Source organism: Micromonospora sp. ABR4_055 (assembly GCF_056160425.1).
This window is the reverse complement of sequence record NZ_JBSWXD010000058.1, coordinates 23,309-37,658: the sequence shown is the minus strand read 5'-3', so window position 1 is coordinate 37,658 and position 14,350 is coordinate 23,309. Positions and strand designations below refer to the sequence as shown.

The 14,350-nt window shown below is 73.0% G+C and carries 15 protein-coding genes, 2 tRNA genes and 1 pseudogene; 8 read left to right on the top strand and 10 right to left on the bottom strand.

Features of this window, described 5'->3' with window-relative positions:
• Positions 1–97: 97 nt before the first annotated feature.
• Positions 98–173, bottom strand: a tRNA-His gene (locus tag ACXAHD_RS15510).
• A gap of 129 nt (positions 174–302) precedes the next feature.
• Complete coding sequence (orn, locus tag ACXAHD_RS15505; protein ID WP_281553624.1) at positions 303–893, bottom strand: oligoribonuclease; 591 nt, start codon at positions 891–893, stop codon at positions 303–305.
• A gap of 72 nt (positions 894–965) precedes the next feature.
• Between orn and ACXAHD_RS15500 the strand changes: the two genes are divergently transcribed.
• Positions 966–2,264 (top strand): glycosyltransferase family 87 protein, encoded by a 1,299-nt coding sequence (locus ACXAHD_RS15500; protein ID WP_281553623.1) that lies wholly within the window; start codon positions 966–968, stop codon positions 2,262–2,264.
• Here ACXAHD_RS15500 and ACXAHD_RS15495 read toward each other — a convergent pair.
• Both ACXAHD_RS15495 and ACXAHD_RS15490 read right to left on the bottom strand, forming a co-directional pair.
• Positions 2,218–3,036: a YcnI family copper-binding membrane protein gene (locus ACXAHD_RS15495; protein WP_281553622.1), complete on the bottom strand. Its 819-nt coding sequence runs from the start codon at positions 3,034–3,036 to the stop codon at positions 2,218–2,220. The genes ACXAHD_RS15500 and ACXAHD_RS15495 overlap by 47 nt on opposite strands.
• 13 nt (positions 3,037–3,049) lie before the next feature.
• Complete coding sequence (locus ACXAHD_RS15490) at positions 3,050–4,714, bottom strand: copper resistance CopC/CopD family protein (protein WP_475051331.1); 1,665 nt, start codon at positions 4,712–4,714, stop codon at positions 3,050–3,052.
• Positions 4,715–4,885: 171 nt separating this feature from the next.
• On the opposite strand from ACXAHD_RS15490, the gene ACXAHD_RS15485 reads away from it, so the two are divergent.
• From ACXAHD_RS15485 to ACXAHD_RS15475, 3 genes are read left to right on the top strand one after another with little or no spacing between them, the layout of a single operon-like run.
• Positions 4,886–5,350: a DoxX family protein gene (locus tag ACXAHD_RS15485; protein ID WP_281553620.1), complete on the top strand. Its 465-nt coding sequence runs from the start codon at positions 4,886–4,888 to the stop codon at positions 5,348–5,350.
• Positions 5,351–5,382: 32 nt separating this feature from the next.
• Positions 5,383–6,093 carry a DsbA family protein gene (locus ACXAHD_RS15480; RefSeq protein WP_281553619.1) on the top strand — a complete coding sequence of 237 codons (711 nt, stop codon included), beginning with the start codon at positions 5,383–5,385 and terminating at the stop codon, positions 6,091–6,093.
• A gap of 1 nt (position 6,094) precedes the next feature.
• Positions 6,095–7,282 (top strand): hypothetical protein, encoded by a 1,188-nt coding sequence (locus tag ACXAHD_RS15475; protein ID WP_475051317.1) that lies wholly within the window; start codon positions 6,095–6,097, stop codon positions 7,280–7,282.
• On the opposite strand, the pseudogene ACXAHD_RS15470 reads toward ACXAHD_RS15475, so the two are convergent.
• The 4 genes and pseudogenes from ACXAHD_RS15470 to ACXAHD_RS15455 form a co-directional block, all read right to left on the bottom strand.
• A pseudogene (locus tag ACXAHD_RS15470) lies at positions 7,262–8,011 on the bottom strand (energy-coupling factor ABC transporter ATP-binding protein); the annotation flags it as partial. The gene ACXAHD_RS15475 and the pseudogene ACXAHD_RS15470 sit on opposite strands and share 21 nt — an antisense overlap.
• A 50-nt stretch (positions 8,012–8,061) precedes the next feature.
• The gene (gene cbiQ, locus ACXAHD_RS15465; protein WP_281553618.1) at positions 8,062–8,832 is read right to left on the bottom strand and encodes a cobalt ECF transporter T component CbiQ; all 771 of its coding nucleotides are present in this window, start codon (positions 8,830–8,832) and stop codon (positions 8,062–8,064) included.
• Between the two features lie 6 nt (positions 8,833–8,838).
• Positions 8,839–9,219, bottom strand: coding sequence for a PDGLE domain-containing protein (locus ACXAHD_RS15460; RefSeq protein WP_281553617.1), 381 nt, complete (start codon positions 9,217–9,219; stop codon positions 8,839–8,841).
• Entirely contained in the window at positions 9,216–9,962 is a 747-nt protein-coding gene (locus tag ACXAHD_RS15455) for an energy-coupling factor ABC transporter permease (RefSeq protein WP_281553616.1), read from the bottom strand. The genes ACXAHD_RS15460 and ACXAHD_RS15455 overlap by 4 nt, the downstream gene beginning before the upstream one ends.
• A gap of 135 nt (positions 9,963–10,097) precedes the next feature.
• Between ACXAHD_RS15455 and bcp the strand changes: the two genes are divergently transcribed.
• The 3 genes from bcp (at position 10,098) to ACXAHD_RS15440 (ending at position 11,353) form a co-directional block, all read left to right on the top strand.
• Complete coding sequence (gene bcp, locus ACXAHD_RS15450) at positions 10,098–10,589, top strand: thioredoxin-dependent thiol peroxidase (RefSeq protein ID WP_475051313.1); 492 nt, start codon at positions 10,098–10,100, stop codon at positions 10,587–10,589.
• A gap of 80 nt (positions 10,590–10,669) precedes the next feature.
• Positions 10,670–10,743 (top strand) — tRNA-Leu (locus ACXAHD_RS15445).
• A gap of 43 nt (positions 10,744–10,786) precedes the next feature.
• Complete coding sequence (locus tag ACXAHD_RS15440; RefSeq protein WP_281553614.1) at positions 10,787–11,353, top strand: GNAT family N-acetyltransferase; 567 nt, start codon at positions 10,787–10,789, stop codon at positions 11,351–11,353.
• Between the two features lie 12 nt (positions 11,354–11,365).
• Here ACXAHD_RS15440 and ACXAHD_RS15435 read toward each other — a convergent pair whose 3' ends face one another.
• Together ACXAHD_RS15435 and ACXAHD_RS15430 are read right to left on the bottom strand one after the other, a co-directional pair.
• Positions 11,366–12,367, bottom strand: a complete 1,002-nt coding sequence (locus tag ACXAHD_RS15435) for an expansin EXLX1 family cellulose-binding protein (RefSeq protein WP_475051309.1) — start codon at positions 12,365–12,367, stop codon at positions 11,366–11,368.
• Between the two features lie 54 nt (positions 12,368–12,421).
• Positions 12,422–13,321, bottom strand: coding sequence for an MOSC domain-containing protein (locus tag ACXAHD_RS15430; protein WP_281553612.1), 900 nt, complete (start codon positions 13,319–13,321; stop codon positions 12,422–12,424).
• 98 nt (positions 13,322–13,419) lie between these two features.
• Here ACXAHD_RS15430 and ACXAHD_RS15425 point away from each other — a divergent pair, with 98 nt between their 5' ends.
• Positions 13,420–14,343, top strand: a complete 924-nt coding sequence (locus tag ACXAHD_RS15425) for a MurR/RpiR family transcriptional regulator (RefSeq protein ID WP_289212335.1) — start codon at positions 13,420–13,422, stop codon at positions 14,341–14,343.
• Positions 14,344–14,350 lie beyond the last annotated feature (7 nt).

Sequence of the window (14,350 nt, the reverse complement as noted above, 5' to 3'; positions counted from 1 at the left end):
CCCCCCCCCCCCCCCCCCCCCCCCCCCCCCCCCCCCCCCCCCCCCCCCCCCCCCCCCCCCCCCCCCCCCCCCCCCCCCCCCCCCCCCCGCTTCGGTATGGGGTGACTGAAGGGACTTGAACCCTCGACACCCGGGACCACAACCCGGTGCTCTACCTGCTGAGCTACAGCCACCAAGAACCACACCCGGCAGACTGCCGCGTGGGGTGCCGACCAATGATAGCCCTACCGGCGGGCATCACGTCGAGCGGGTTCCGCCGGGCCGGCCCGGCCGCCACCCAGCGGCCGGTCGTTCGGCGACGGTCAGAGGCCGGCGGCGATCGCCTTGGCCGCGTCGACGTCCGGGCCGGGCAGCGGCACGAAGATCGACCGCCGGTAGTACTCCAGCTCCCGGATACTCTCCCGGATGTCCGCCAGCGCCCGGTGCGACAGCCCCTTGGCCGGCTGCCCGAAATAGACCCGGGGGTACCAGCGCCGGCACAACTCCTTGATCGACGAAACATCGATCATGCGGTAGTGCAGGTAGGAGTCGAGTCGCGGCATGTCCCGGGCCAGGAAGCCCCGGTCGGTGGCGATCGAGTTGCCGCACAGCGGCGCGGTCTTCGGCTCCTGCACGAAGCTCGTCACGTACTCAAGTACCCGGTCCTGCGCCTCGGCGAGGGTGACCGCCGAGCGCCGCACCTCCTCGGTCAGCCCGGACTTGGCGTGCATCTCCCGCACCACGTCCGGCATCCCGGCCAACGTCTCCTCATCGGCGTGGATCACCAGATCGACGCCGTCGCCGAGCACGTTGAGGTCCGAGTCGGTGACCAGCGCGGCCACCTCTATCAACGCGTCCCTGCCGAGGTCGAGCCCGGTCATCTCACAGTCGATCCAGACAAGAAGATCCGCCACGCGGACAGCCTACGCGGCACCGTCCAGCAGCCGACCAGGTCACCGGCGGCGGCCCCCGCTAGGCTCGCGGGCGTGCCCGCCGACACCCTCCCGGACGGCCCCGCGCCGCGCCCCGTCGACGACAGATCACGTACGCCGCGCCGGATCGCGGTCGTCGTCGCGCTCAGCGCCGCCGTGGTCGCCGCCCTGATCTGGTACGGCAACCGGCACGACTTCTACGACCTGAAGATCTACCTCAGCGCGATGCGCTGGTGGGCCGACGGCAACCCGCTGTACGACTACGTCCAGCCCGACATCGTGCAGGGCCAGCTCTACTTCACCTATCCCCCGTTCACCGCGTTGCTGCTGCGCCCGTTCGCGGCGGTGGGCGCCGGGACCGCCGCCGCCGTGTTCACCGTCGGCACGCTGCTGGCGGTGGTGGTCACCACGGTCTGGCTGGTCACGCCGATCGCCCGCCGACGCGGCCTGCCGCGCTGGTGGCTGGCCGGTTTGGCGGTACCGCTGGTGGTACTGATCGAGCCGACCCGGGAGACGATCTTCCTCGGGCAGATCAACATGCTGCTGGTCGTGCTGATCCTGGCCGACCTGCTGCTCGCCGTACCGAAGCGGTCCCGCTGGGCCGGCGTCGGCATCGGCCTGGCGACGGCGATCAAGCTGTTCCCGGGGATCTTCATCGTCTACCTGCTGGTCACCCGTCGGTGGCAGGCGGCGCTGGTGTCCTGCCTGGCGGCGGCGGCCGCCACCGGGCTCGCCGCGGCGGTCGCCCCGGCCGAGTCGTGGCGGTTCTGGTTCACCGAGCTGTGGAGCACCGAGCGGGTGGGGCGCAGCGACTACACCGGCAACCAGTCGCTGCAGGGGCTGCTCGCCCGGCTGGCCGCTCCGGCCGAGCCGGACCGGCTGGTCTGGCTGGTGCTGGTGGCCGTCGCCGCCGGCTACGGGTTGTGGCGTGCGGCCCGGGCGGCACGGGCCGGTGACGAGCTGGCCGGGCTGACCCTGACCGGCCTGGTGGCCGCGCTGATCGCACCGATCACCTGGCCGCACCACGTCTACTGGTTCGTCCCGGCGCTGATCGTGCTCCTCGACGCGGCGCTGCCGGCCCGCCCGCCGGTCGCCGCCGGGCCGCAGCCGGCGGCGGCCCGGAGCGGAGTCCGGGCCGCCGGACCGGCGGCGTCGGCGGCACTGGCGTTGGCGGCGGTCATCTTCGCGGCGCTGGTCGTCGGTGTCGTGTCACTGATCGACTGGGGCCATGCGAAGGAGCCGACCGACGATCCGGCCACCTTCGTGCTGCGCAACCTGTACGTGCTGGCCGCCGCGCTGCTGCTGGTCAGTCTGCCGATCCGCCGTCACCCGACGTCGACTCCGGGCGGGTAGCGGCCGCTGGGGCAGCCGCCGGAGCAGGCGTCGGGCGGCGGGTCCGGGCGAACGCCAGCCCGCCGAGTACCAGCCCGCCGAGGCCGGCGAGCAGCCCGACGATCCCCACCCCGAGCGCGGCACCGCTGCCGCCGGTGTCGCTGCCGGTCGCGGCGTCGTCGGCCGGTGCCTCGTCGTCGACTGGCTCCTGACCGCCGCCGACGGCGGGGCTGTCCTGCTCAGCCGAGGTCAACGTGAGCACGCTCGCCGGGGTGGCCGGCTCCTCCTCGCCGGGCACCGGCACCTCGATCCAGCGCACCACGGTGCCGTCGGAGTAGGTCTGCAGCGACTTGAAGACCAGCTGTTCGGCGTCGGGCAGCGGGCCCATCCGGATTGGTAGATCCAGGAACTCGCCCGGCTGCACGCTGGCCTCCGCGGTCTCGGCTGTCCACACGACCCGGGACACCGCCTCAGTCACCTGGGCACCGTGTACCTCCAGCGGCGGATCGACCGGCGCCGTCTGCACCTCGACGGTCCAGCCGGGCACCCGGGCCAGTGACACCGAGGCGATCGGCGTGTCCTCCGGCATCACCACTTCGACCTTGACCGTGCTGTGTTCGTCGCTCTCGTTCGGCACCTGGAAGTCGAGGCGGGCGTAGTCGCCGGACGGCGCCTGCGTCGGGTGGACCGTGATGTGTGCGGCCGCCGGGGCGGCCAGACCGAGGATGCCGACGACGGCGGCCGCACCGGCGAGCGCCGCAACGCGGACCGGTGTGCGTCGGTGACGGAGCATGAAGTAGCCCTTTCTAGTTGATCTCCACCGTGGTGGCGACGGTCGCCTGATCGATGTCGGAAATCCGGACGGTGATCCGCAGCTCCCAGTCTCCCGCAGCCGGCAGGCTGATCTCACCGGTGGCGTGGTTGTCGGTCAGCGGCAGCAGCGGGATCTCGATCGGTTCGACCCCGCTGGCCGGCAACGCCGCAGTGGCCTGCCATTCGATCACCGGCTGCGGCCGGTTGTCCTCGGTGTAGGCGTACAGGTGGACCGAGTTGTTGCCCCGCCGGGCCGGGTCCACCTCCACCTGCAGCGAGTAGATGTCACTGGTCAGCGTGGTGGAGAAGTAGCCGCTGTCGGCCCGCAGGTCCTCGCCGATGGCGGTCCGGGCCGGGGTGGTCTGCACCAGCACCGCGGTGACCGCCAGCACCACGGCGGTGACGGCCAGTTCGGCGACGATCGCCTGCCGCATCCGGCCGGGACGTCCGGCGGCGCTGCGGTTGCGCACCAGCTGCCGCGAGTACGCCGCCACCGCGAGGACCAGCCCGAACAGGCCGATCTTGGCCAGCAGCAACCGGCCGTACGTGGTGCCGAACAGCGCCTCGAAGGTACCCACCTCGATCAGCGCCTGCACCGTACCGGCGAGCAGCAGTGCGCAGACCGCCAGCGCCGCCCAACGCGACCAGATCGGCAGGATCGCGGCGAGTTCCCGCTCCTCGGCCTGCCGGAGCAGGAACACCGCGAGCATCGCCAGACCGCCGAGCCAGACCGCCATCGAGCTGAGGTGCACGGCGTCGACCACCACTGAGACGGCCGGTACCGGTGAGGCACTCGGGTGACCGGCCAACGGCCAGGTGAACACCCCGATGACGGCCAGGACGCCGAGCAGGATCTGGTCGCTGCGGCCTTCCGAGCCGGCCAGGAAGGGCCGCAGCAGCACCGCCGTGGCGGCCAGTACCCCGAGCCGGACCAGCAGCGCTGCGCCGATCCCGCTGCCGAGGACGTCACGCAGCGCCGCGCCGTCGGCGTCGCCGATCCCGCCGCCGGTGACGTACGGTGCCTGCAGCCAGATGGTGGCCAGGGTGGACGCCGCGACCAGTCCCAGCCCGGCCCAGGTCAGGCGGCCCGGCCCGCTGCGGGTCAGCCGGCGCGGCCAGAGCATGCTCAGCACCAGCACCGGGCCGACGATCAGCAGCAGTCCGGCGTACCCGACGAACTTGGCCGCCTGCAGCAGCCCGCTGACCAGCGGATCGGTGTCGGCGCCGCCGTCGTCGGTCGGCACCGCCGACGGCGCGCCGACCGAGTAGGTGAAGCCGCCGCTTACCGGGTGTCCGTCGGCGGAGATCACCCGGTAGCTGACCAGGTAGGTGCCACGCGACGTCTGTTGTTCGACGGAGACGGTGACCACCGCGCCGTCGAAGACCGGCTCGCCCTGGTCGACGCGCTGCCCGTCCGGGGCGATCACCCGGACCCGGTCGGGGACCTGCCGCACCGATTCGGAGAAGGTCAGCACCACTTCGGCCGGGGCGTTCGGCAGTACCGAGTCGGTCACCGGGCTGGTGCTGACCAGGACGGCGTGCGCGCTGGCCGGCGCTGCGGCGGGTAGCAGGACCACGGGCAGTGCCGCCAGCAGCAGGCCGGCGACGACCACGAGGCGCGACGTCCATCTATTCGTTGCGGCAGTCATGGGCAATATGCTCGCCGGTCCACCTGGGTCCACGCGACCCGGCCTCCCCTCATTGGTGGTTGGTCGGTTGGTCGGTGGCCGAAGTTCCGCGATGCTCGATGTGACGTACGACATCGGATCTTCCGGTTTGATGTCCCGCCTCCGTGGAACTCGGCATCGGGTGCGCAGCGACTAACAGACATGAGGGTACGACCCTGGATCGGAGCCGCCGTCCGCCTCGGGCTGGCTGCCGTCTGGTTGGTCGCCGGCGGGTCGAAGGTCACCGACCTGGCCGGGTCCGGCCGGGCGGTCAACGCCTACCAGGTCTTTCCGTACGACCTGGCGATGGTGATCGGCGCCGCGCTGCCTTTCGTCGAACTGGCGCTCGGCGTGCTGCTGCTGATCGGGCTGGCCACCCGGCTCTGCGCGGTCGTCTCGGCCGGCCTGCTGGTCGTCTTCATCGCCGGCATCACTTCCGCGTGGGTGCGTGGGCTGCGGATCGACTGCGGCTGCTTCGGCGTCGGCGGTGAACTGGCCGCCGGGCAGACCCCTGCCTACGGCCCGGAGATCGCCCGCGACCTTGCGTTCCTGACGCTCGCCGGGTTCCTGGTGTGGTGGCCGCGCACAGCACTGTCGACGGATTCGTGGCTGAACAGCAACAGATAGCCATCTTCTAGGTAGATCGGCGGGTGACGGCGATGAGCCGACGAGTGGAGCAGAAGAAGGCAGCCCGGGTGGTCCGCGACCAGCTGGCCCGGGAGCGGCGGCGCCAGCGTGCCCTCTGGACGTCGGTGGCGGCCGTGGTGGCGCTGGTTCTCGCCGGCATGATCGGCTGGGCCGTCTACCAGACCCAGCGCGGCGGCGAGTACACCGCGCCACCCGGTGCGGTCGCCGACGACTCCGGCATCCCGATCGGCGACGGCCCGGTCACCGTCGACCTCTACGCCGACTTCCTCTGCCCCGCCTGCCGGCAGTTCGAACAACAGGTCGGCCCGACCCTGGACCAGCTCGTCGAGGATGGCAGGATCACCCTGGTGTACCACCCCGTCGCGATCCTCGACCGGCTCAGCGACGACGCGTACTCGACGCGGGCGTCGGCGGCGTCCGGCTGCGCGGCGGCCGGCGGCCAGTTCGAGGAGTACGCCGCCGCGCTCTACGAGCAGCAGCCGGCCGAGGGCGGCCCCGGGCTCAGCGAGGAGCAGCTGATCACCGTCGGCGGTGAGGTCGGGCTGGACACCGGCAGCTTCGGCCAGTGCGTCCGGGACGACACCTACGGCGGCTGGCCGGCCCACGTCACCGAGCAGGCCGGCCGGGCCGGGGTCAGCGGCACCCCGACCGTGATGGTCGACGGCGAGACCGTCGCATCGAGCGCCCAGGCCATCACCGCCGCCGTCGACGCGGCCGGCTGACGTGCGGTTCACCCGGCGGCTGGCGCAGGTGCGGGCCACCCGACTGGCCGGCCGGCTTGCGGTGTTCGTCGGCGTGGCGGCGGTGCTGCTCACCGGTGCCGCGACGCCGGCCACCGCGCACGGCGCGGACGCCCCTGCGGCCTCCGACTACCGGGTGGCGGTGACCGGCACCGTGCCGGCAGTCGACGGGCTCACCGTGCGGGTCGTCGAGGCCGGTGCCCGGCTCGAGTTGACCAACCACAGCGGCCGGCCGGTCGAGGTGCTCGGCTACGCCGGGGAGCCGTACCTGGAGATCCGACCGGACGGGGTCTACCAGAACCGGCGCTCCCCCACCGCGTACCAGAGCGAGACCCTGGCCGGCGACACCCCGGTGCCGGCCGACGCCGACCCGGCCGCGCCGCCGGACTGGCGACGGATCGCCGACCGGCCGGTGGTCCGCTGGCACGACCAACGGACCTACTGGCTGGACGCCGCGCCGCCGGACGCGGTGCGGGCCGCACCCGACCAGGTGCACCGGGTACGCGACTGGGTGGTGCCGCTGCGCGACGGCGTCACCCCGGTCGAGCTGCGCGGCACGCTGGACTGGATCCCGCCGCCCGACCCGCTGCACTGGTGGGGCGGCACGCTGCTCGGTGCCGTACTGATGATGGTCGCTCTGGTGGCTACCGCCCGCCATGATCCGCGGACCGCACAGCTGGTCTCCGCCGGCGGGCTCGCCGTCGGCGCGGCGGCCGCCGTCGGCTATGCGATGGCCCGCGCCGTCGAATCCGGCACCGGTGGCCCGGCCGGCCTGCTCAGTGTGCTGCTCGACGGCCCGGTCTGGGCTCTGCTGACCGGGCTGGCCGCGCTGGCCGCCGCCGGGTACGCGGCACGCCGCCGAGCCGGTGCCGAGCTGGCCCTCGCCCTGACCGGCACCTGCCTGGCGGTCTTCGTTGGGGCGGCCAACGCCGCCGTGTTCACCCGGGCGATCGCCCCGGTGCCCGGACCGGCCTGGTGGCCGCGGATCGTGGTCGCCGCCGTCCTGGTCAGCGGGGTCGCCGTGGCGCTCGGCGCGGTGCTACGCCTGCGCGCGGAGCCCGTCACCGGCCCGGAAAGCGTCGGGCGGGCCGCCGGGGACGGACCGGGCAGCACCGGCCCGGACGGAGGCGAGCTGGCGCGCGGCGAGCAGCGGGTCGAAGCCGAACGGTAGCTCCAGCCGGTGCCGGGCCAGCAGCTCCGCGTCGGCGAGCAGGTCTGTGGTCGGACCGTCCGCCACCACCCGGCCGCCGTCCAGAATCACCGACCGGTCGCACAGCTCCAACGCGTACGGCAGGTCGTGGGTGACCATCAGGATCGTCACCGGCAGCCGGTGCAGGACCTCGGCCAGCTCACGACGGGCCGCCGGGTCGAGGTTCGACGACGGCTCGTCCAGCACCAGGATCTCCGGACGCATCGACAGCACCGTCGCCACCGCCACCCGCCGCCGCTGGCCGAAGGACAGGTGCTGTGGGGACCGGTCCCGGTGCTGCGCCATCCCGACGGCGTCGAGCGCCTCGTCGACCCGCGCCGCCAGCTCGGCACCGCGCAGCCCCAGGTTCGCCGGGCCGAACGCCACGTCCTCGGCGACGCTCGGCAGGAACAGCTGGTCGTCCGGATCCTGGAAGACGATGCCGACCCGGCGGCGTACCTCGGCCAGGGTCGCCCGCCGCTGATCCACCAGCAGCCCACCGACCTCGACCTGACCGGACCCGCCCCGAAGTACGCCGTTGAGGTGCAGCACCAGCGTGGTCTTGCCGGCACCGTTGGGCCCCAGCAACGCCACCCGGGCCCCGGCGGGCACGGTCAAATCCACCCCGTGCAGCGCCGGATGCCCGTCCGGGTAGCTGAACCGCAGGTCACGCACCCGCAGCGACGGCGGCACCGGGCCGACAGACGGCATCGGACCGCCGTCGCCGGCCGGCTGCGTCGAGCCCGCGTCGACCGGATCGCTCACCGCGACAACACCGCCACGGCGGCGATGGTAGCGGCCGTCACCGGTACCGACGCGGCCAGCATCCACTGGCCGGCCGTGGCACCGCCGGTGGCCTGCCAGGCCACCGGCATCCGACCGGTGTACCCGCGGGAGATCATCGCCAGGTACACCCGCTCGCCGCGCTCGAACGCCCGCAGGAACAACGCGCCGACGCCGGCGGCGAACCCGCGTACCTGCCAGAGGAAGCGCGGGTCGTCGCCCCGGGAGATCCGGGCGATCCGCATCCGTCGGGCCTCGTCGACCAGCACGTTGACGTAGCGCAGCATGAACGTGGCGATCTGGGTGACGATCGACGGGCAGCGCAGCCGGTCCAGCCCGACCAGCAGTTCGCGGCTGGTGGTGGTGGCCGCCAGCAGCAGTGACGCGAGCACCCCGAGGGTGGCCTTGGCCAGGATGTTCCAGCCGCCGTAGAGGCCCTCGACGGACAGGCTCAGACCGGCGAGCGGGATCCGTTCACCGCCGGCCAGCAGCGGTAGCGCGAACGCGAAGGCCACGAACGGGACCTCGATCAGCGACCGCCGGGCCAGCCAGCCCGCCGGCACCCGGGCGACGACGGCGACCGCCACGACCAGCAGCAGATAGCCGCCGAAGGCCCACAGCCGCTCGCGCGGGGTGGCCACCACCACCAGGGTGAACGCCAGCATCGCGGCGATCTTCGTCTCCGGCGGGAGCCGGTGCACCGGGCTGTCCCGCTCCAGGTGCAGCAACTGCGCGTGCCCGGCTCCCACCGCTGGTCAGCTCTTCGGTCCGCCGGCCGGCGCCCGGGCGGCCAGTGCCTCGCCGGCCGGCCGGCGGCTGCGGGTCAGCCAGAACAGCCCACCGGCGACCGCGAAGGTGAGCAGCACCCCCACGACGCCGGCGACCGCCGTACCGATGAAACCGTTGTCCACGGCGGTCAGGCCGTAGTCGGCGAACGGGCTGTCGGCCAGCTCGTGGTCCTGCGCGCCGGAGCCCATGCAGGCGCCGCCGACGATCTCCTCGCCGTCGAGTTCGCAGCCCTGGGTCGACGCCGAGTCCAGCCCGTCGGGCGAGCCGGAGGCGAAGTTGCTGACCACGCCGGCCAGCAGGAGGGAGACGAACAGGCCGGCCAGGATGAAACCGGTGTTGCGCTTCATGCGGCACCTCCGGCGGAAACGGAATGGCTGGTGGTCGGGCCGGTCGGGTCAGGGGTCGGGCTGGTCGGGCGGCGCAGGCCGCGCAGGGCGTACACCAGGTCGGGCCGGGTCCGGGCGACGGTCAGCACGGTGACCGCGGCGATCAGCCCTTCACCGACGCCGATCAGGACGTGGGTACCGGTCATCAGGGCCAGCACCTGGCCGAGGCCGAAGTCCTGCAGCGCGGTGGTGCCGCCGATGGCGTACTGCAGCACGAAGCTCAACGCGGCTGCGACCACGCTGACCACCGACGCGACGAAGGCGGTGACCGCCAGCCCGGTCGGCGTGCGTGGCAGCACCCGTAGCAGGACGAAGATCAGTCCGTACGCGGCGGCGGTGCCGACCAGCGCCATGTTGGTGACGTTCGGGCCGATCGCGGTGACCCCGCCGTCGGCGAACAGCAGTGCCTGCACGATCAGCACGATCGAGACGCAGAGTGCGCCGACCCATGGGCCGACCAGCAGCGCGGCCAGCGCGCCGCCGAGCAGGTGCCCGCTGACTCCGGGCAGCACCGGGAAGTTGAGCATCTGGACGGCGAAGATGAACGCGGCGACCAGGCCGGCCATCGGGGCGAGCCGGTCGTCGAGGTCCCGACGGCCGCGGACGACGCAGTACCCGAAGGCCACGGCGGCAAGGACGGCGCAGCTGATCGCTACGGGGCCGTTGAGCACCCCGTTCTGGATGTGGAGTGCGAGGGGGTCCACGTGGTTCCTCCCGGCTGGGCAGTCCGTTGGTGGCGCGGCCAGCCTATTTCGCCATCGCTGCTCTTGCATAGAGGATGCAACTGATCACGGTTGGCGGCCCAACCCGACCGGTAGCGGCGGGAGTAGGCTCCCGCCATGACCTCAGCTGCCACCGACGGGCCGGTCCGCCTCGCGCCGGGCGATTCCGCCCCGGAATTCACCTTACGGACCGACAGCGGCGACCAGTTGTCCCTCAAGGAGCTCCGCGGGCGCAACGTGGTGCTGTACGCGTACCCGTCGGCGATGACCCCGGGCTGCACCAAGCAGGCATGTGATTTCCGCGACTCGCTCGCCGGGCTGCAGGCCGCCGGCTACGAGGTGGTCGGTATCTCTCCCGACAAACCGGAGAAACTCGCCAAGTTCCGCGAGCGGGACGGGCTCACCTTCCCGCTGCTGTCCGACCCGGACAAGGCCGTGCTCACCGCGTACGGCGCCTACGGCGAGAAGCAGTTGTACGGCAGGACGGTCACCGGGGTGATCCGGTCGACCTTCGTGATCGACGCCGAGGGGCGGATCACCAAAGCGCTGTACAACGTCAAGGCCACCGGCCACGTCGCCAAGCTCCGCCGCGACCTCGGCCTCGACTGACGCGGCAGCCGCCGCCGGCTCCGGCTCCGGCCGACCGGGATTCGGCTAACCTGTCCTCGGCACGTAACCTAGGAGCGCTCGGGGCCGTAGCCCAATTGGCAGAGGCATGCGACTTAGGATCGCACCAGTGTGGGTTCAAGTCCCGCCGGCCCTACACAACGCCTGTCACCCAGGCCACCCGGAGTCGACACACCGCAATGATGCACCCACTCCACGTACGGCTGGGCTTCGTCCTTGATCCGCCGCTCGACGACGAGCTGCGCGAGCGGATCATCGCGGTCTGGGCGGACGCGACCAACGCCGGTGGCGCGGTCGGCTTCGTCGCCCCGGTGACCGTCGCCGACGTACGCCCGACCGCCGAGGCGGCGTTCGCCGGGGTCGCCGCCGGCATCGACCGGCTGCTCGTCGGCCACGACGATGCCGGGCTGGCCGCGTTCGTCTTCGTCACCAGCAACCGGTTCGACCTCAAGGAACACTGGCGGGTACTCAAGCGGGTGGTGGTCACGCCTGACCGGCAAGGGCGCGGCTACGGGCTGGCTCTGATGGCCGAGGCGGAGCGGGTCGGCCGGTCGATGGGGCTCTCCGCGCTGCAGGTCACCATCCGCGACGGGCACGGGCTGCCCGCGTTCTACCAGCGGTGCGGCTACCGGGAGGTGGGCCGGCTGCCGGGCGCGCTGCGGGTGGCCGACGGCGACGACCGGGACGAGATCATCATGTGGCGGGAACTGAGCGGCGCATCAGCCAGCAGGCCGGTGACAGGCTGACGGGGGGATCGGTCAGCCGCAGACTGACGGCGGCTCGGCAGCAGCCGCGGCCGGCACCGTCGACGGGCTGGCGGCCGCGCCGAGACCCGCTGCACCGGCGGTTGGCGACGGACCCGGCGAGGCCGACCCGGTGGGCGTTGGACCTGGCGACGGTGGTTCGGCGGCCGCCGTGGCCTGCGCCGGCGGCGGCCGGTCACCGGAGCCGTCGGCGGCCGAGGACGACCCGGCCGACCGGGAGCCGGAGCTGGAACCCGATCCGCTGCCGTACAGCCGCACGTCGGTCCGCTGGGTCCGCCCCGGGGCCAGCTGGACCCCCGGCACGGTCGCCCGGTTGCCGTACACGTCGGTGACCCGCAGGGAGTACGGGCCGGGGCCGAGTCCGTCGTCGGCGAGCCAGTAGTTGTAGTCGTGCCGGACAAGTCCGCGCCACCCCGATACGGTTCGGGCCTCGACCGTCGCGAGCGGGTTGCCGTGGTCAGTGACCCGTACCGCGAACCACCACTGCGACGCGCCCTCCTTGACCCGCACTGCGAGCGGCCCGGTCGGCGGGTCGACCACCGCCCGGTAGCTGACGTCGACGATGCCCCGCACCGGGTCGGCGATCCGGGCGAACGCCTCCCGGGACAGGTCGAGGTGGCCGGCGGCGCACTCCGGGCACTGGTCCATGACGACGACGCGGACGGTGCCGCGGGGACCGGTGACATCGAGGTACCCGCCGCACGCGGCGGCGTCGGCGTACTCGTCCGGGCCGAGCGCGACGTACATCCGGTCGGCCGGCGCACTGTCGAACGAACAGTTGCCACCCTGCGCCTGCGCGTCGTAGAAAGTGGCCTTGCCCTGGTTGGTGCCGCCGCCGGCGGGTGGTGCCGCGCAGGCCGGGCTGGCACCGACCTGGGCAGCCAGCAGCAGGCCGAGCAGGCCGGCCCCGGCCGCCGACGCGCCGCCGGCCAGCCAGCGGGTCCGGCCGGCCGGGAAAGGCCGGCGGGCATGGAAGGCGGGTCCGTCGTCGGTCACGTCCAGCGATGCTGCCGTACTGCGACGTACCCGGGCAACGGTCCTAAGTGAGACCTAAGAGTCGGGACCGGCCGCAACCACCACGTTGTCGCCGACGGTGATCCGCCCGGTGCCGTCCGGGATGAGGTTCATCCCGAACAGGACACCCTTCGGGCCACGATGGTGTCGGGCGAGGATCCGCAGCGGCTGCTGGCCGCGTTCGCCGGTGTCCTGGTCGGTGGTGGTCACGACGCAGCGGGTGCAGGTCTTGGCCACCCGGAAGGTGACGTCGCCGATCCGGATCCGACGCCCCAGCCAGCCGTCCTCGGCCCAGGCCGGCGCTCCACTAATCACCACGTTGGGGCGGAACCGGTGCATCGGCAACGGCGCGGCCGGGTCGCCCGACTCGACGAGCCAGTCGTTGACCGCGTCGAGGGAGGCCGCGTTGGTCAGCAGCACCGGATAGCCGTCGGCGAAGCTGACCACGTCGCCGGAGCGGCCGTGGTCGGGGTCGACCGCCCGTACCGCCGGGTCGGCCAGCCAGGCCAGTCGGGCCGGCCTGCCGATGAGCGTACTGATCCAGTCGTGTGCGGCGGCCGCAGCGAGCCGGGCCGGCACCGGGGTCTTGGCCCGGAAGACACGGACCTGCACCGGCGGGCCGGCGACCGGCGCGCGGACATCCAGTCTGGGCGCGACCGGCGGGGGAACGTCCGGCGTCGGCCGGCCGGTGTGCAGGATGAGTCCACCGGCGACGGGCCGGGGGTGGATGTGGACCAGGGCCGGAGCCTCCCGCTGGGTGATGCCGACCCCGTCCGGGTCGATGATCATCCAGCGTCGGTCCCCGGCCAGGCCCCAGGGCTCGACCCGGGCGTCGTCGTGGTCGAGCCGGCGACACCCCTTGACCGGGTACGTGTGGAGGGCGGCGACCCGGACGCCGGTCACGACGGCGGCCGGGTGCGGACCGGGTTGCGACACGGCGACAGGCGTTCCACGCGCTGGTTCTACCACAGCCGCCGCCGGTGCCGGCGCGGCCACCGTTGCCGGCTGAATGAAATATTGCATACAGTGTCAGGGTGAATGACAGCGAGGTCGTCCCGGCCGCTTCGGCCGAACGGGTGCTCGACCTGTTCACCGGGGTCCGCCTCACCCCCACCCAACGTCGGATCGCGCACAGCCTGGTGCAGCACGCCGGATCCGCCGCGTTCCTGTCCGCCGCCGAGGTCGCCGAGCTGGCCCGGGTCAGTCAGCCGTCGGTCACCCGGTTCGCGATGGCGCTCGGCTACGACGGCTACCCGGCGCTGCGCCGCCGACTACGCGAGTTCGCCGTCAACCCACCAGGCACCGGCCAGCCCGGCGGCGCTGCCGGCCTGCCCGTACCGCGCGGCGAGTCCCGGCGCGGCGGGCGGCGGGCCTACGCCGCCGACAACGAGATGCAGCGCGCGGTCCGCGCCGAGGCCCGGCATCTGAGCATGCTCGCCGACCAGCTCGGCGATCGGGACCGGCTCACCGCCGCCGGCACCCTGCTGGCCGGCAGCACCCCGCTGCCGGTACTGGGGCTGCGGGCCGCCGCCCCACTGGCCACCTACTTCGGGTTCTTCGCCGCCAAGGTCCGCCCGGACGTACGGGTGCTGGACAGCGGCGGCAGCCTGCTGCCGGAGCGCCTGGAACAGACCCGGGAAGCCGGCGCGACCGCGCTGCTGGCCATCGTGCTGCCCCGCTACCCTCGGGAAGCCGTCGACGCGCTGGTCGAGGCGCGCGCCGTCGGCCTGGCCGTGGTGCTGATCACCGACTCCCTGTTGAGCCCGGCCGCCGAACACGCCGACCTGGTGCTGCCCGCCCCGGTCGGCGACCAGCTGGTGTTCGATCTGCACGCCGCGCCGATGGCGTTGGCGATGGTCCTGCTGCAGGCGATCTGCGACGCGGCACCGGGCGAGGCGCAGCGGCGGCTGGAGCAGTTCGAGCGCTCCGCCGCCCAGCGCAATGTCTTCATCGGCTGACCACCCG